The following is a 15,891-nucleotide window of genomic DNA, read 5'->3' on the forward strand; positions in this document are numbered from 1 at the left end:
GGTCGATCGCGTCATGATCGTGCTCAACCGGAGACACCTGTTCGCGCTCGCCGGCGCGGGCCTCGCCGGTGCGGCGACGGCCGGCTGCGGCTCCCGGTCCGCGTCCGCGCTGCAACGGGGCCGGGAGGACGGCGTGCTGCGCGTCGGGCTCGCCGGCGAGCGGCCCTACGGCTACTCCGCGCCGGACGGCACGGTCACCGGCGAGCAGCCGGAGGTCGCCCGCGCCGTGCTGGCGAAGCTGGGCATCGGCGGGATCGAGGCCGTGCAGGTCGGCTTCGACGGGCTGATCAGCGGCCTGCAGCAGGGCCAGTTCGACGTCATCGCCGCGGGCATGACGATCACCCCCGGCCGGTGTGGACAGGTCGCGTTCTCCCGCCCGGACTTCCTCGCGCCGCCGGCGTTCCTCGTGCCGGACGGGAACCCGCGCGGCATCCGGACGTTCGAGGGCGTGCACCGGGCGCGGCTGCGGCTCGGCGTGCTGCGCGGCTCGGCCGAGGAGGAGTACGCCTCCGCCGCGGGTGTCGCCGCGGAGAACGTCACCGCCTTCGACGGGCAGAGCGAGCTGTTCCGCGCGGTCGCCACGGGCAAGGTGGACGCCGGCGCGCTGACCCGCATCTCCCTGCTCGACGAGCTCTCCCGCAACCCGGGGTCGGGCCTGACGGTGACCCCGGGCGTCACCGCGCTGGTGAACGGCGCCCGTGTCGTCCCGGCCGGGGCGTTCGCGTTCGCCCGGACCGAGACGGACCTGCGCGACGCGTTCGACGCCGCCCTGGCCGAGCTGCACTCGTCCGGCGAGTGGGAGAAGCTCACCGCGCCCTTCGGCTTCACCTCGGACAACCTCCCACCGAGGGACCTCACCACCCGGGCGGTCTGCTCCGGCACCGCCACCCTCTGACCCTCGTGCGCGGAAAACGTCGCCGGAACAACGTTATCCGCGCAGAGGGGTCAGTGGTTCAGCACGGCCTGCAGGAAGTCCTGGGTGCGCCGGTGGTCCGGGTCGCTGAAGATCTTCTCCGGCGGAGCGTCCTCGAGCACCCGGCCGCCGTCGAACATCATCACCCGGTCCGAGAAGTCCCGGGCGAAGCCCATCTCGTGCGTCACGCACAGGATGGTGATGTCCGTGCTCTCCCCGATGTCCCGCAACAGCTTCAGCACCCCCGCGACGAGCTCGGGATCCAGCGCGGACGTCACCTCGTCGAGCAGCAGGACGTCCGGCCGCATCGCCAGGGCGCGCGCGATCGCGACCCGCTGCTGCTGACCGCCCGAGAGCTGGGTGGGGTGCGCGTCGATCTTCTCCCCGAGGCCGACGAGGTCCAGCAGGTCCTGGGCCCGCGCGTTCGCCTCGTCCTTCGAGAGACCGAGCACGCGGGTCGGCGCCTCGATCAGGTTGCCCCGCACGGTCATGTTCGGGAACAGGTTGAACTGCTGGAACACCATGCCGATCCGCATGCGCACGTCCCGGCAGTACTTCTCGTCCGACGGGACGAGCTTGCCCCCTTCACCATGTGCGAGAGGTACCGCCCGGCGACGGAGATCGTCCCGGAGTTCACCTTCTCCAGGGTCATGAGCAGCCGCAGGATCGTCGTCTTGCCGGAGCCGGAGGGCCCGATCAGCGTGACGTGCTCGCCGGGGGCCACGTCGAAGCTCAGCTCGCGGAGGACGACGTTGTCCCCGAACCGCTTCTCGACGGCGTCGAACGTGATCATGGGGTCAGCGGACGGCGGCACGGCGCTCCAATCTCCGGACCAGCATCGAGGCCGGATAGCTCAGGACGAGGAACAGCACGCCGGCGATCGTGTACGGCTCGGTGAACCGGAAGGTCTCCGAGCCGAGCTCGCGGCCCGCGTTGACCACCTCCACGACGCCGATCGCCAGCAGCAGCGGGACCTCCTTGAACATCGAGATCGCGTAGTTGCCCAGCGCCGGCAGCACCCGCGGGATCGCCTGCGGCAGGATCACCCCGGTCCACACCCGGGAACGGGGCAGGCTCAGCGCCGTCGCGGCCTCCCACTGTCCCTTCGGGACCGCGTCGATACCCGCCCGGTAGACCTCCGACGTGTAGGTCGCGTAGTGCACGCCGAGTGCGGTCACCCCGACGACGAAGGCGCTGAGCGTCAGCCCGAACTGCGGCAGCACGAAGAACAGGAAGAAGATCTGGACCAGCAGCGGGGTCGAGCGGATGACCTCCACCAGCGCCCACAGCACCTGGTCGACGACCGGGATCCGGGCCCGCCGGAGGACCGCGATCACCAGCCCCAGCACGAACGCGACGATCGAGCCGAGCACCGTGATCTCGATCGTCGTCACCAGCGCCCTGAGCAGGTCCGGAAGGATCGAGAACGCGTAGTCCCAGTCCCAGAGTGGTGCCGACCCGGTCGCCATCAGATCCCCGCCATCCGGTCCGAGACCCCCGGGCCGGCCGCCCGGGCCGCGACCCGAGCCGCCCGCGACGGGCGCCGCCCCACCCTCCGCGACGCGATCCGCTCGGCGAGCCGCATCAGCGCGGTGAGGATCGCCGCCAGCACGAGGTAGACGAGGAACACCAGGCCGAAGATCAGGATCGTGTCGTCGCCGTAGTTGGGGATCAGCACGTCACGGGCCTGCCGGGTCACCTCCGGCACCGTGATCAGGGCGAGGATCGCGGTGGACTTCAGGAGCTGGATGAACAGGTTGTTCATCGGCGGGAGCATCTCCACGAGGGCCTGCGGGAAGATCACCCGCCGCATCCGCTGCGCCGGGGAGAGGCTGAGCGCGATCGCCCCTTCGTACTGTGCCCGCGGCACGGACTGCACGGCGCCGCGGACGATCTCCGCTCCGTACGCGCCGTGGTTGAGTCCCAGGACCAGCACGCCGGCCCAGAGCGGCACCAGCTGGAACCCGATCAGCACCGGCAGCACGAAGTAGATCCAGAACAGCTGGACCACCTCCGACGTGCCGCGGAAGCCCTCGACGTAGATCCGTACCAGGACACGGACCCACCGCCGCGGCGAGAGCAGCAGCAGACCGGCCGCGACGGACAGCAGGATCGTGAGCACGATCCCGCCCACCGTCGCGATCACCGTCGGCGGCAGGCCCTGCAGCAGTACCGGGACGATCCGCGACAGGTTGTCGGACACCTTCGTGTCAGGCCGCGGCGCACAGCGACGCCGTGGTCACGTCCGGGCCGGGGATGTTGTCCTTGGTGAAGCCGAAGGGCTGCGCGATCGTGAGCCACTGCCCGTTGTCGTGCAGCTTCCTGAGCTCGGTGTTGAAGGCGTCCACGAAGTCGGTGTCCGCCTTGCGGAAGACGAACGCGCCCGCGGAGACGGTCGGCTTCCCGTCGACGGTCGGGAAGAAGCCGCCGGTGACCTCGACGGCCGATCCGGGGTTCTTCTTCACCACGTCGTTCAGGGAGATGTTGGTGAGGGCGGCGGCGTCGGCCCGGCCCGTGGCGACCGCCTGCAGCAGCGTGTTCTGCGTGTCGAACACCTGGATCTGCGAGTCCGGCACCCCGGCCTTCTGCGCGTAGCCCTGCTCGACGGCCCCGCTCAGCACGGCCAGCCGGAGGTTCTTGTTCTTGACGTCGTCGAAGGTCGCGACGCCCTTCGGGTTGCCGGTCGGGACCAGGAACGCCGTCGGCGCGGTGTAGTCCGGCTCGGAGAACGCGGCGCTGGCGCACCGGCTCGGGTTGATGAACATGCCCGCGGTGACCATGTCGAACTGGTTGGCGTTGAGGCCCGGGATCAGCGAGTCGAAGCTGACCTGGGTGGCCTGCAGGTCGTTGATGCCCAGGGCCTTCATCACGGCCCGGCCGACCTCGACGGACTCGCCGGTGACCTTGCCGGTGTTGTCGGTGAAACCGTAGGGGGCCTCCCCGCGATCCCGACCTTGATCGTGCCGTTCTGCCTGGCCGTGGCGAGGGTGCCGCTCGCGCCGCTACCCCCGGGGTTCGTCGCGGTGCACGCGGACAGCAGCACCGGCCCACCCACGGCCACCGCCCCCGCCACGGCGGCTCGTCTGAAGAAGTCCCTGCGGCTCCACCGGTACTCGGACATGGGCTCACCCTCCGGATGTCTTCGTCGACACCGGCCGTTCCGGGCATCTGCGCCGGCAACCGGCAACGTCGATCGAACGTAGGTGGTCGATCAGGGGCCGTCAAAGGATCTCGGCGGTACTCGGCGGTCGTTACGCGACCGCAACACGGTGCTCCCCCGACCGTGACCATGCCGCGGGGGCACCGATAGGAGAGGATCGGCCCATGCTGCGCATCGCGGGACTGCCCGTACCCGGCCCCGGGGACCTCGTCGCCGGAGCCGTCGACGGCGTGAAGGCGCTCGCGGGCTGGACGGAGGACGCGGTCGGCGTGGCCGCCTCGCTGCCGGAGCGCGCCACCGCCCTGCTCGACGACGTGTCGGGGCTGGTCGGGCGGATCGGCGGGATCGCCGAGCGGGTCGAGACCCTGCTGGACCGGGTCGAGGGGGTCGCGGAGCGGGCCGAGGGGCTGGTCGGACGGGTCGACGTCGTCGCCGGGGAGGCCGAGACGATGGTGACGCGCATCGCCGTCGTGGCCGGTGACGCGGAGGTCATCGTCGGCGGGGCCCGCACCGTGGCCGACGGCGCCGCCACGCTCGTCGCGCGGGCGTCGCTCGTCGCGGACGAGGCGGCGGGGCTGGTCGGACGGGCCGGTCAGGTCGCGGACAGCGCGGCCGGGGTGGTCGCGGGCGCGGCCGAGGTGGCCGCCGAGGCGAGGAGCCTGGTCGGCAGCGCGGGAGGGGTCGCGGGCGAGGCGTCGGGCGTCATCGAGAAGGCGGCCGCCGTCGCGGACCTCGCGCGCGGCGTCGTCGAGGAGGCCTCCGGGACGAGCTCGGCGGCGAGCGAGCTGCTCGACACCTACGCCCCCCTGGCCAAGCGTGCGGCGCCGCTGGCCACGAGGTTCGTCGACGAGTTCTCCGAGCAGGAGCTGCAGGCCGCGATCCGGATGGTCGACCAGCTGCCGGCGCTCACGAACCAGCTCGAGACCAGCATCATGCCGATCCTCGTGACGCTGGACCGGGTCGGCCCGGACGTCCACGAGCTCCTCGACGAGCTGCGCGGAGTCCGGATGGCGATCAACGGCATCCCGGGCTTCACGTTCTTCCGCCGCCGCGGCGAGGAGAGGGACGAGGAGAACGGCGGCCGCCAGCCGGACAGGGGGTAGGAACGGTGCTGAACGACGCTGTTCAGCACCCTCCTACAGGCCGTTCGCCTCCCGGACCAGGGTCACGATCGCGTCCATCATCTCCGTGAGCCGGTAGTCCTTCGGCGTGAAGACGGCCGCGATCCCCTTGGTCTTCAGCGTCGCCGCGTCGTCGGCCGGGATGATCCCGCCGACCACGACCGGGATGTCCTCGGCGCCGGCGGCGCGAAGGCCGTCGACGACCGCCGGCACGACCTCGAGGTGCGAGCCGCTGAGCACGGACAGCCCGACGACGTGCACGCCCTCCTGCACCGCCGCGGACACGATCTGCGCGGGCGTGAGCCGGATCCCCTGGTAGACGACCTCGAACCCGACGTCGCGGGCCCGCACCGCGACCTGCTCGGCGCCGTTGGAGTGCCCGTCCAGACCCGGCTTCCCGACGAGCATGCGGAGCCGGGTACCCAGCTCGTCGCCGGTCGCGCGGACCCGCTCCCGGACCGTCGCGATCTCGGCGGCCGCCTCCCCGGACGCGACCGCGGCGGAGACGCCCGTGGGCGCCCGGAACTCGCCGAAGACCTCCCGCAGCGCGCCGGCCCACTCGCCGGTCGTCACGCCTGCCTTGGCGCAGTCCACGGAGACCTGCATCAGGTTCTCGTCGGTCTTGGCGGCGTCGCGGAGGGCGTTCAGCGCGGCCTCGACGGCCGCGTTGTCCCGCGAGGAGCGCCACTCCTTGATGGCCGCGATCGCGGCGGCCTCGGTCTCCGGGTCCACCGTCTCGATCGACGCGGCCCCCTCGGCCTGCAGCGGGCTCGGCTCGGTGGTGTCGAACTTGTTGACGCCCACGACGATCGCCTCGCCGGTCTCCATCCGGCGGCGCCGCTCGGCCAGCGACGAGACGAGCTCGCCCTTCATGTAGCCGTTCTCGACGGCCGCGACCGCGCCGCCCATCTCCTGCACCCGGTCGATCTCCGCCTGGGCGCCCTCGACGAGCTCGGCGACCTTGGCCTCGACGACCTTCGAGCCCTCGAACAGGTCCTCGTACTCCAGCAGGTCCGTCTCGTAGGCCAGCACCTGCTGCATCCGCAGCGCCCACTGCTGGTCCCACGGGCGGGGCAGGCCGAGCGCCTCGTTCCACGCCGGCAGCTGGATCGCGCGGGCCCGGGCGTCCTTGGAGAGCGTCACGGCGAGCATCTCCAGCACGATGCGCTGGACGTTGTTCTCCGGCTGGGCCTCGGTCAGCCCGAGCGAGTTGACCTGGACGCCGTAGCGCAGGCGCCGCTGCTTGGGGTTCTCCACGCCGTAGCGCTCGAGCGTGATCCGGTCCCACATCCGGCCGAGCGCCCGGAGCTTGCACATCTCCTCGACGAACCGCAGCCCCGCGTTGACGAAGAACGAGATGCGCCCGACGACGTCGCCGAACTTCTCCGGCGGCACCTGCCCGGAGTCCCGCACGGAGTCCAGCACCGCGATCGCCGTCGACAGCGCGTAGGCGAGCTCCTGCTCGGGCGTCGCGCCGGCCTCCTGCAGGTGGTAGCTGCAGATGTTGATCGGGTTCCACTTCGGGATCTCGGTGACCGACCAGGCCACCATGTCCGTGATGAGGCGCAGGCTCGGGGCCGGCGGGAACACGTAGGTCCCGCGGGAGAGGTACTCCTTGACGATGTCGTTCTGCGTCGTCCCCGCGAGCTTGGACCGCATCTCCTCGATGTCGATCCCGGCGGCCTCGGCCTGCTCCTCCGCGACGGCGGTGTAGAGCGCGAGCAGCCACATCGCGGGCGCGTTGATGGTCATCGAGGTGTTGGCCTCGGCCATCGGGATGCCCTCGAAGAGGGTCCGCATGTCCCCGATGTGGCTCACCGGCACGCCGACCTTGCCGACCTCGCCCTTGGCCAGCTCGTCGTCCGGGTCGTAGCCGGTCTGGGTGGGCAGGTCGAACGCGATCGAGAGCCCGGTCTGGCCCTTGGCCAGGTTGCGCCGGTAGAGCGCGTTGGACTTCTCCGCCGACGAGTGGCCGGCATAGGTCCGGATCACCCACGGACGGTCGCGCTCACGATCGGTCGGGTACGGCACCGGACACCTCCACGTCGAAGAACGGCCTGATCGTACTGGCCGGTAGCGACTCGCACCCCGGGGAACGGCCGTCGTCACACCCTTCTGGGTGGAAAAGTACGCGATGTGCGCGAGAAAGTACGCGCCTGATCGATCCAGCGGCCGGCGCGAGCGGGATGAACGGGCCGGTCGGGCAGGTGGGGGCGCACACTTCACGGATGGGGATTCCGTCCGGGCTCGTCGAACTCGGGGGCTCGCTGCTCGCCATCGGCCTGGTGATCGCGCTGCTGCGCTGGGCCTTCGACACGAACGCGACCCAGCCCTCCCCGCCCAGCGACGATCCCGACGACCCGATGGGCGTCGGCCTGCTGGAGCAGGTCTCGGAGGTCCCCACGGAGTCGGCGGCACAGGTCCTGGCGGGCCGGCTGCGCTCCGAGGGGGTCCGAGCGACGATCGCGAAGCCCGCGGCGGACTCCCCCGGCTACCGCGTCCTCGTCTTCCCCCAGGACGTCCCGGTCGCCCGCCTGATCCTGCACTGAGGCGCCTCGGTCAGACCTTGTGGTACTTCGCGTCCAGGAAGCAGAAGACCCCGTAGGCCGCGATCCCGATCGCCACGGCGATCAGCAGGAACATTCCGAACGGCTGCTGCCCGAGCGTCTTCAGCGCGGAGTCCAGGCCGTTGGCCCTTTGCGGGTCGAACTTGACCGCGGCGGTGACGATCAGGATGCCCAGCACCCCGATCGCGATCCCCTTGGCGATGTAGCCGATCTGCCCGGTCCGCTCGTCGACGCGGCGGGCGTGCGGGTCGGCTCCCGTCAGGTCCTGGTCCTCGAGGAACTTCTTCTTCCAGCCCTCGTAGATCATCACCCCGCCGCCGATCAGCACGCCGATCCCCACCAGGGCCACGAGCACCCGGCCGCCCGGCAGCCCGAGCAGGCCCGCGGTCGCCTTGCTGCCGCCGGTGCCCGACGAGGCGCCGCGGACCGCCGTGGCTGCGGTGACCGCGGCCAGCACCGCGTAGATGAGGGCCTGCCCCGCATTGACCACCCTCTTCTGGAGGCGCTTCTTCTCGTCGGTGATGTAGGTGAAACCCCAGACGGCCGAAGTCGCGCGCCACAGCACCACGCAGACGAACCCGAGGAACAGCACCCAGAGGAGGACCTTCCCGAAGGGCTCCGCGGCGATGGCCGTGAGTGCCCCGCTCTGGTTCGCCTTCTGCCCTCCTCCGCCGAGCGCGACCTGGATCGCGAGCCACGCGATCAGCAGGTGCAGCACGCCGTTCGCGGCGATGCCGACCCGCGCACCCTTCTTGACCGGCTCGCTGCGCGCGACCTGTCTGGGGCTCCGGTGGGTGGATGCGGCGTCGGACATGGGACCTCCTGGGACCGTCTCCCGGGGACCGCCCGGGCAGTGACCCGGACGTTCCCACGCCCGTTATGTCCCGGCATCCGCTGCTACTCCGTCCGGCCCAACGACGTCGCGGGAGAAGCCCGGCGTCGATGTCCCGGCCTCGAGCGTCGGTGCTCCCGTCGACGCACCTCAGCGCTCGGGGTCGCTCGTCACCCGCGACACGTCCGCGCCCAGGGAGGCCAGGTTCTCCACGAACCGCGGGTAGCCGCGGTCGATGTGGTCGACGTCCCAGACCTCGGTCTCACCGTCCGCGCACAGCCCGGCGAGCACGAGCCCCGCGCCGGCCCGGATGTCGCTCGCCCACACCGGGGCGCTGGAGAGCCGGTCGACCCCGCGGACGACGGCGTGGTGCCCGTCCGTCCGGGCGTCCGCGCCGAGGCGCACCATCTCGTCGACGAACCGGAAGCGCGCCTCGAACACGTTCTCGGTGATCATCGAGGTGCCGTCCGCGACCGCGGAGAGCGCGATCGCCATCGGCTGCAGGTCCGTGGCGAAGCCCGGGTACGGCAGCGTCACGAAGTCCACGGCCCGCGGACGGCCGGGCATGGCGACGGTGAACGCGTCCGGCTCGATGCTCGTCTCCGCGCCCGCGGTGCGCAGCTTGTCCAGCACGAGGTCGATGTGGTGCGGGTCGACGCCGCGGACCGTCACCTCGCCCCGGGTCATCACGGCGGCGAACGCCCAGGTCGCCCCCACGATCCGGTCCCCGATCACCCGGTGGGCGGTCGGCTGGAGCCCGGTCACGCCGTGCACGGTGAGCGTGGACGAGCCGACGCCCTCCAGCTTGGCGCCCATCTGCTGCAGCATGAGGCAGAGGTCGACGATCTCGGGCTCGCGCGCCGCGTTGTCGATGATCGTGGTGCCCTCCGCGAGCACCGCCGCCATCAGGATGTTCTCCGTCGCGCCGACGCTGGGGAAGTCCAGCCAGATCTGCGCGCCGTGCAGGCCCTCCGCCGTCGCGACGACACGGCCGTGCTCGATCTCGGTGGTCGCGCCCAGCTTGCGCAGGCCCGCCTGGTGCATGTCCAAGGGCCGGGAGCCGATCGCGTCCCCACCGGGCAGCGGGACGACCGCGCGCCGGCACCGGGCCACCAGCGGCCCGAGCACGCACACCGACGCCCGCAGCTTCGACACCGAGCGGTAGTCCGCCTGGTCGCCGGGCTCGGCCGGGACGTCGATGGTGACCGTGTCCCCGACGACCTCGACGGTGCAGCCGAGGCTCCGCAGCACGTCCGCCATCAGCGGGACGTCCAGGATCTCCGGACAGTTCGTGAGCGTCGTCGTGCCCTCGGCCAGCAGCGCCGCGGCCATCAGCTTCAGCACGCTGTTCTTGGCGCCGACGACGTCGACGGTCCCGGTCAGCCGGGCCCCGCCACGCACCGCGAAATGTTCCACCACGACGCGCGACGGTAGCGGTTCCCGAGGACGGCCCCCACCGTCGCCCCCGCCCGTCCCACCCACCGCGAGGCGCGGTATCCCGCTCACCGGGGCGCGGGATTCCCCGGCGCCGTCACGTCGTCCCGGCCTGCGGGCCCCCCGGCTGCCACAGCACGTCGCCGTCCGGGTTCGCGGCCCGGCCGAGGATGAACAGCAGGTCCGAGAGCCGGTTGAGGTACTTGGCCGTGAGCGGGTTGGTCTGCTCGGCGTCCACCTCGAGCAGCGCCCACACCGTCCGCTCGGCCCGCCGGGCGACCGTCCGGGCCACGTGCAGGTACGCCGCGCCGGGGGTCCCGCCGGGCAGGATGAAGGACGCGAGCTTCGGCAGGTCCTCGTTGAACTCGTCGCACCAGGCCTCGAGCCGGGTGACGTAGTCCTCGGTGATCCGCAGCGGCGGGTACTCCGGCTGTTTCGGATCATCCGGGGCGACGATCGGGGTGCACAGGTCCGCACCGACGTCGAAGAGGTCGTTCTGCACCTGCGCGAGGGGCACGAGCAGCCGGTCGGAGAGCCCACCCACGGTGACCGCGAGCCCGACGGCGGCGTTGCACTCGTCGGTGTCCGCGTAGGCCGCGAGCCGGGTGTCCGTCTTCGGGACCCGGCTGAAGTCCCCCAGCGCGGTGGTCCCGGCGTCGCCGGTCTTCGTGTAGATCCTGGTCAGGTGCACGGCCATACCCAGACCCTAACCCGGGTCGACGGCCTGAGACCCCGGCTCGTGCGGCTCCGAACCGCGACTCGCCCGGCTCAAGAGCGCGACTCGCGCGGCCTGAGAGCGCGACTCGCCCGGCTCGAGAGCGCGACTCGCGCGGCCTATGAGCGCGACTCGCGGGGTCTAGGAAGCTTGGCGGTAGCCGGTGGAGCGGCCGGGCGGGGCGGCCTCGAGCCAGGAGAGGAAGCCCGTGAGCACGTCCCGGGACATCGCGAACTCGATGTCCTCGCCGTGGCTGCGGCAGCGCAGGACCGCGGCCGCGTACGGGATCGCGAAGGACTCGGACGCCAGCGGTTCGCGCCGGTCCACGATCTCGACCTCGGTGCGGTCGATCGCGACGGACGCGCCGACCCGGAAGCTCGTCAGCCGGTACCAGGCGAACTGGTCACCCTGGTAGCGGCCGACGCCGAAGTGCCAGTCCTCGACAGCGAAACGGCGGCGCAGACACAGGTCCACGCCGCCGCCCCGCATGAGTCGTACCCGCCGGATCGCGAGCCAGCCCAGCAGGAGACACGCGCCCAGCAGCAGGACGCCGACGACGAGTGCCACGGTCCCCACTGCTGTCCGGTGCCCGCTACTCGCTGCGCGCCGACTCGGCGGCTTTGAGGCGGGCCTCGGCCCGGCGCCGGGCCGCGATCCCCTCGGGCTCGGACGAGTCCGCACGGTCCAGCGCAGCCTGCGCCCGCCGGACGTCGATCTCGTGCGCCAGCTCGGCGAACTCGGCCAGGATCGTCACGCCGTCGGGCGTGACCGACAGGAACCCGCCGTGCACCGCGACCGTCAGCGAGGTGCCGTCGGTCGGGTCGATGCGCACGACGCCGCCCTCCTCGAGCTGCGCCAGCGTGGCCTCGTGGCCCGGCAGCACGCCGAGCTCGCCCTCGGTGGTCTTGGCCAGGACGAAGTTCGCCTCACCCGACCAGAGCCGCCGCTCGACGGCGACGAGCTGAACCGTCATCTCTGCCAAGGATCAGCCCTCGAGCTTCTTGCGGTTCTTCTCGAGGTCCTCGAGGCCGCCGCAGAGGAAGAACGCCTGCTCGGGCACGTCGTCGAACTCGCCCTTGGCGATCTTGTCGAACGCCTCGATGGTCTCCTTCAGCGGGACCGTCGAGCCCGGCTGGCCGGTGAACTGCTCGGCCACCAGGAGGTTCTGCGAGAGGAACCGCTCGATCCGGCGCGCGCGGCCGACGAGCTGCTTGTCCTCCTCGGACAGCTCGTCGATACCGAGGATCGCGATGATGTCCTGCAGGTCGTTGTACTTCTGCAGGATCCGCTTCACCTCGTTGGCGACCCGGAAGTGCTCGTCGCCGATGTACTGCGGGTCCAGGATCCGGGACGTCGACGTCAGCGGGTCGACCGCCGGGTAGATGCCCTTCTGCGAGATGGGGCGGGAGAAGCTCGTCGTCGCGTCCAGGTGGGCGAACGTGGTGGCCGGCGCGGGGTCGGTGTAGTCGTCCGCGGGCACGTAGATCGCCTGCATCGAGGTGATCGAGCGGCCACGGGTCGAGGTGATCCGCTCCTGCAGCTCGCCCATCTCGTCCGCCAGGGTCGGCTGGTACCCCACCGCGGACGGCATGCGGCCGAGCAGCGTGGAGACCTCGGAGCCGGCCTGGGTGAACCGGAAGATGTTGTCGATGAAGAGCAGCACGTCCTGGTTCTGCTCGTCCCGGAAGTACTCGGCCATCGTCAGGGCCGACAGGGCGACGCGCATACGCGTGCCCGGCGGCTCGTCCATCTGGCCGAAGACGAGCGCGGTGTTCTCGATGACGCCGGACTCGGTCATCTCCGTGATGAGGTCGTTGCCCTCACGGGTGCGCTCGCCGACGCCGGCGAACACCGAGGTGCCACCGAAGTTCTGGGCGACGCGCTGGATCATCTCCTGGATGAGCACGGTCTTGCCCACGCCGGCGCCGCCGAAGAGGCCGATCTTGCCGCCGACCACGTACGGGGTGAGCAGGTCCAGCACCTTGATGCCGGTCTCCAGCATCTCCGTGCGACCCTCGAGCTGGTCGAAGTTCGGCGCCTTGCGGTGGATGCCCCACAGCTCGCCGGTGATCTCCAGGTCGGGCTTGTCCAGGCACTCGCCGAGGGCGTTGAACACGTGCCCCTTGACCTGGTCCCCGACGGGAACCGAGATCGGCCGGCCGAGGTCGGTCACGGTCTGGCCGCGGACCAGGCCGTCCGTGGGCTGCATCGAGATCGTGCGGACCATGTTGTCGCCCAGGTGCGTGGCGATCTCCAGGGTCAGCGTCTTGGCCAGGTCGCCGAACTCGACGTCGACCGTCAGGGCGTTGTAGAGCTCCGGCAGCGAACCGCGCGGGAACTCGACGTCGACGACCGGGCCGGTGACCCGGACGACCCGGCCGGTCCGGGCCGGGGTCGGGGCACTGGTGGCTCCTGCTGTGTCAGCGGTGGCGGTCATCAGCTCTCACTTCCTGCGGTCACGAGGGCGTCGGCGCCACCGACGATCTCGCTGATCTCCTGGGTGATCTGGGCCTGACGGGCCTGGTTGGCCTCCAGCGTCAGGTTACGGATGAGTTCGTTCGCGTTGTCCGTCGCGGCCTTCATGGCCCGCTGGCGGTTCGCCGACTCCGACGCCGCGGACTCCAGCATCGCGGCGAACAGCCGCGCGCCGATGTACTTCGGCAGGAGCGCGTCGAACAGGACGTCCGCGCTGGGCTCGAACTCGTAGAGCATTCCCGGCCCGTCACCCGCGGCGGGGCCGGACTCGTCCGGACGGACGCCGGTGGCGCCCCCCGTCCGCGTCTCGGAGACCGTGGCGTCCAGACCGTCGCCGTCGCCGGCGTACTCGACCTCCATGGGCGCCATCCGCCGCGACTGCGGCGTCTGCGTGATCATGTTCTTGAACTGGGTGTAGACGAGGTGCAGCTCGTCGACGCCGCGGATGCCGTCCTCGCCGGGACCGTCACCGTCGTCGTCCGCGCCGGCCATGAAGGCCTGCACGAGTACCTTCGCCGCGTCCGCCGCGTTCTCGTACGTCGGCTGCTCCGAGAACCCGGTCCAGGACCGCTCGACCGGGCGCCGGCGGAAGCGGTAGTAGCTCACGCCCTTGCGCCCGACCACGTAGAGGAGCGGCTCCTTGCCCTGCTCGCGCAGGAGCGTCTGGAGCTGCTCGGCCTCCTTGAGGACGTTGGCGTTGTACCCGCCGGCCTGGCCGCGGTCGCTGGTGATCACCAGCACCGCCGCCCGCCGCGGGTTCTCCCGCTCCACGAGCAGCGGGTGGTCCAGCGCGGAGTTCGAGGCCAGCTCGGAGAGCACGGCCGTCATCTGCTCCGCGTAGGGCTTCGCCTCTTCCACCCGGGCCCGGGCCTTCGCGATCCGGGAGGTCGCGATCAGCTCCATGGCTCGGGTGATCTTCTTGATGGACTGCGTCGACCTGATCCGCCGCCGCAGCACCCGGATCTGTGCCGCCATCGGTTATCTACCCGTCAGCTCTCGGAGGGGGCCGGCTTGTTGACCTTGACGGTCTCCTTGTCGACCTCTTCCTCGTCCAGTGCGTCGGCCTTGGCCTCCTTGACCACGGACGAACCGTCCGACGCGGTGAACTGCTTCTTGAACTCGTCCACCAGGCCCCGGAGGCGCTCGATGTTCTCGTCCGTCAGCTTGCCGGTGTCCCGGATCTCGGCGAGGACACCGTCGTGGTTGCGCCGCAGGTGGTCCAGGAACTCCTTCTCGAACCGGGTCACGTCCGCGACCGGCACCGAGTCGAGCTGGCCGGACGTGCCGAGCCAGATCGAGACGACCTCGTCCTCGACCGAGTACGGCGAGTACTGGGCCTGCTTCAGCAGCTCGACCAGCCGCTCGCCACGGCCCAGGGCGCGGGCGGAGGCGTCGTCGAGGTCCGAGCCGAAGGCGGCGAACGCCTCCAGCTCGCGGTACTGCGACAGGTCCAGGCGCAGCGAGCCGGAGACCGTCTTCATCGCCTTGATCTGGGCCGAACCGCCGACGCGGGAGACCGAGATACCGACGTTGATGGCCGGCCGGACACCCTGGTTGAACAGGTCGGACTCGAGGAAGACCTGTCCGTCGGTGATCGAGATGACGTTCGTCGGGATGTAGGCCGAGACGTCGTTCGCCTTGGTCTCGATGATCGGGAGGCCGGTCATCGAGCCGGCGCCCTTCTCGTCGGACAGCTTCGCGCAACGCTCGAGCAGGCGCGAGTGCAAGTAGAAGACGTCGCCGGGGTAGGCCTCGCGGCCCGGCGGGCGGCGCAGCAGCAGCGAGATCGCGCGGTAGGCCTCGGCCTGCTTGGACAGGTCGTCGAACACGATCAGGACGTGCTTGCCCTGGTACATCCAGTGCTGGCCCAGGGTCGACCCGGTGTAGGGGGCGAGCCACTTGAAGCCGGCGGGGTCCGAGGCGGGGGCAGCGACGATCGTCGTGTACTCGAGCGCGCCCGAGTCCTCCAGCGACTGCCGGATACCGGCGATCGTGGAGCCCTTCTGGCCGATGGCGACGTAGATGCAGCGGACCTGCTTCTGCGGGTCGCCGCTCTCCCAGTTCTGCTTCTGGTTGACGATCGCGTCGACGCAGACGGCGGTCTTGCCCGTCTTGCGGTCACCGATGATCAGCTGGCGCTGACCACGGCCGATCGGCGTCATGGCGTCGATCGCCTTGATGCCGGTCTGCAGCGGCTCGGAGACGCTCTGCCGGTCGATGACCGACGCGGCCTGCAGCTCCAGCACGCGGGTGGTCTCGGCCTCGATGTCGCCGAGGCCGTCGATCGGGGCGCCCAGCGGGTCGATGACCCGGCCGAGGAACTTGTCGCCGACGGGCACCGAGAGGATGTTGCCGGTCCGCTTGACCTGCTGCCCCTCCTCGATCCCGCTGTAGTCGCCGAGGATGACGGCGCCGATCTCGCGCACGTCCAGGTTCAGCGCGACACCCTGCACGCCCCCCTCGAACTCGAGGAGCTCGTTGGTCATCGCCGAGGGCAGGCCCTCGACGTGGGCGATTCCGTCACCGGTGTCGGAGACGGTGCCCACCTCTTCGCGGGTGGTCTCGGTCTCCAGCGACGAGACGTAGCTGGAGATCGCACTCCGGATCTCCTCCGGGGAGATCGTCAGCTCAGTCATGGCAGTCGTGTCGTTCCTTCTACTCGAAAGCGTGGTGT

The 15,891-nt window shown here is 70.9% G+C and carries 14 protein-coding genes and 2 pseudogenes; 3 read left to right on the top strand and 13 right to left on the bottom strand.

Features of this window, described 5'->3' with window-relative positions; translation table 11 throughout:
* The first annotated feature begins 13 nt into the window (after window positions 1-13).
* Entirely contained in the window at window positions 14-895 is an 882-nt protein-coding gene (ehuB, locus tag WBK50_RS26305) for an ectoine/hydroxyectoine ABC transporter substrate-binding protein EhuB (protein WP_341338173.1), read from the top strand.
* A 50-nt stretch (window positions 896-945) separates the two neighbouring features.
* Here the strand turns inward: ehuB (WBK50_RS26305) and ehuA are convergent.
* From ehuA to ehuB (WBK50_RS26325), 4 genes and pseudogenes are all read right to left on the bottom strand, one after another.
* A pseudogene (ehuA, locus tag WBK50_RS26310) lies at window positions 946-1,706 on the bottom strand (ectoine/hydroxyectoine ABC transporter ATP-binding protein EhuA).
* Window positions 1,707-1,710: 4 nt separating this feature from the next.
* Window positions 1,711-2,382, bottom strand: a complete 672-nt coding sequence (gene ehuD, locus WBK50_RS26315; RefSeq protein ID WP_341338174.1) for an ectoine/hydroxyectoine ABC transporter permease subunit EhuD — start codon at window positions 2,380-2,382, stop codon at window positions 1,711-1,713.
* The gene (gene ehuC / locus WBK50_RS26320; RefSeq protein ID WP_341338175.1) at window positions 2,382-3,116 is read right to left on the bottom strand and encodes an ectoine/hydroxyectoine ABC transporter permease subunit EhuC; all 735 of its coding nucleotides are present in this window, start codon (window positions 3,114-3,116) and stop codon (window positions 2,382-2,384) included. Before ehuC ends, ehuD begins: the two co-directional genes overlap by 1 nt.
* A 7-nt stretch (window positions 3,117-3,123) precedes the next feature.
* Window positions 3,124-3,798, bottom strand: a pseudogene (gene ehuB / locus WBK50_RS26325) (ectoine/hydroxyectoine ABC transporter substrate-binding protein EhuB); the annotation flags it as partial.
* A gap of 439 nt (window positions 3,799-4,237) precedes the next feature.
* On the opposite strand from ehuB (WBK50_RS26325), the gene WBK50_RS26330 reads away from it, so the two are divergent.
* Window positions 4,238-5,176: a hypothetical protein gene (locus tag WBK50_RS26330; protein WP_341338176.1), complete on the top strand. Its 939-nt coding sequence runs from the start codon at window positions 4,238-4,240 to the stop codon at window positions 5,174-5,176.
* 33 nt (window positions 5,177-5,209) lie between these two features.
* Here the strand turns inward: WBK50_RS26330 and WBK50_RS26335 are convergent, their stop codons facing one another.
* Window positions 5,210-7,225 carry a protein meaA gene (locus tag WBK50_RS26335; RefSeq protein WP_341338177.1) on the bottom strand — a complete coding sequence of 672 codons (2,016 nt, stop codon included), beginning with the start codon at window positions 7,223-7,225 and terminating at the stop codon, window positions 5,210-5,212.
* A gap of 197 nt (window positions 7,226-7,422) precedes the next feature.
* On the opposite strand from WBK50_RS26335, the gene WBK50_RS26340 reads away from it, so the two are divergent.
* Window positions 7,423-7,743 carry a hypothetical protein gene (locus tag WBK50_RS26340; protein WP_341338178.1) on the top strand — a complete coding sequence of 107 codons (321 nt, stop codon included), beginning with the start codon at window positions 7,423-7,425 and terminating at the stop codon, window positions 7,741-7,743.
* Between the two features lie 10 nt (window positions 7,744-7,753).
* Here the strand turns inward: WBK50_RS26340 and WBK50_RS26345 are convergent, their stop codons facing one another.
* The 8 genes from WBK50_RS26345 to atpA all read right to left on the bottom strand — a co-directional run bounded on the left by WBK50_RS26345 (window position 7,754) and on the right by atpA (window position 15,853).
* Window positions 7,754-8,575: a DUF1206 domain-containing protein gene (locus WBK50_RS26345; protein ID WP_341338179.1), complete on the bottom strand. Its 822-nt coding sequence runs from the start codon at window positions 8,573-8,575 to the stop codon at window positions 7,754-7,756.
* A gap of 168 nt (window positions 8,576-8,743) precedes the next feature.
* A complete protein-coding gene (murA, locus tag WBK50_RS26350; protein ID WP_341338180.1) occupies window positions 8,744-10,012 on the bottom strand; it encodes a UDP-N-acetylglucosamine 1-carboxyvinyltransferase in 1,269 nt (422 codons plus the stop codon).
* Window positions 10,013-10,124: 112 nt separating this feature from the next.
* Entirely contained in the window at window positions 10,125-10,724 is a 600-nt protein-coding gene (locus WBK50_RS26355) for a cob(I)yrinic acid a,c-diamide adenosyltransferase (RefSeq protein WP_341338181.1), read from the bottom strand.
* A gap of 159 nt (window positions 10,725-10,883) precedes the next feature.
* A complete protein-coding gene (locus WBK50_RS26360) occupies window positions 10,884-11,309 on the bottom strand; it encodes a DUF2550 domain-containing protein (RefSeq protein WP_341338182.1) in 426 nt (141 codons plus the stop codon).
* Between the two features lie 25 nt (window positions 11,310-11,334).
* Window positions 11,335-11,715, bottom strand: a complete 381-nt coding sequence (locus tag WBK50_RS26365) for a F0F1 ATP synthase subunit epsilon (protein ID WP_445942307.1) — start codon at window positions 11,713-11,715, stop codon at window positions 11,335-11,337.
* Between the two features lie 12 nt (window positions 11,716-11,727).
* On the bottom strand, window positions 11,728-13,179 hold the full coding sequence (gene atpD, locus WBK50_RS26370; RefSeq protein WP_341338184.1) for a F0F1 ATP synthase subunit beta: 1,452 nt from the start codon (window positions 13,177-13,179) through the stop codon (window positions 11,728-11,730).
* Entirely contained in the window at window positions 13,179-14,192 is a 1,014-nt protein-coding gene (locus WBK50_RS26375) for a F0F1 ATP synthase subunit gamma (RefSeq protein WP_341338185.1), read from the bottom strand. Before WBK50_RS26375 ends, atpD begins: the two co-directional genes overlap by 1 nt.
* 14 nt (window positions 14,193-14,206) lie before the next feature.
* Window positions 14,207-15,853 (bottom strand): F0F1 ATP synthase subunit alpha, encoded by a 1,647-nt coding sequence (atpA, locus tag WBK50_RS26380; protein ID WP_341338186.1) that lies wholly within the window; start codon window positions 15,851-15,853, stop codon window positions 14,207-14,209.
* Window positions 15,854-15,891 lie beyond the last annotated feature (38 nt).

The organism is Pseudonocardia sp. T1-2H (assembly GCF_038039215.1).
GTDB lineage: Bacteria > Actinomycetota > Actinomycetes > Mycobacteriales > Pseudonocardiaceae > Pseudonocardia.

Coding starts and splice junctions, on each gene's coding strand:
- ehuB (WP_341338173.1), top strand. CDS start 14: ATGATCGTGCTCAACCGGAGACACCTGTTCGCGCTCGCCGGCGCGGGC.
- atpA (WP_341338186.1), bottom strand. CDS start 15,853: ATGACTGAGCTGACGATCTCCCCGGAGGAGATCCGGAGTGCGATCTCC.
- WBK50_RS26340 (WP_341338178.1), top strand. CDS start 7,423: ATGGGGATTCCGTCCGGGCTCGTCGAACTCGGGGGCTCGCTGCTCGCC.
- WBK50_RS26330 (WP_341338176.1), top strand. CDS start 4,238: ATGCTGCGCATCGCGGGACTGCCCGTACCCGGCCCCGGGGACCTCGTC.
- WBK50_RS26355 (WP_341338181.1), bottom strand. CDS start 10,724: ATGGCCGTGCACCTGACCAGGATCTACACGAAGACCGGCGACGCCGGG.
- WBK50_RS26345 (WP_341338179.1), bottom strand. CDS start 8,575: ATGTCCGACGCCGCATCCACCCACCGGAGCCCCAGACAGGTCGCGCGC.
- ehuD (WP_341338174.1), bottom strand. CDS start 2,382: ATGGCGACCGGGTCGGCACCACTCTGGGACTGGGACTACGCGTTCTCG.
- WBK50_RS26375 (WP_341338185.1), bottom strand. CDS start 14,192: ATGGCGGCACAGATCCGGGTGCTGCGGCGGCGGATCAGGTCGACGCAG.
- atpD (WP_341338184.1), bottom strand. CDS start 13,179: ATGACCGCCACCGCTGACACAGCAGGAGCCACCAGTGCCCCGACCCCG.
- WBK50_RS26365 (WP_445942307.1), bottom strand. CDS start 11,715: ATGACGGTTCAGCTCGTCGCCGTCGAGCGGCGGCTCTGGTCGGGTGAG.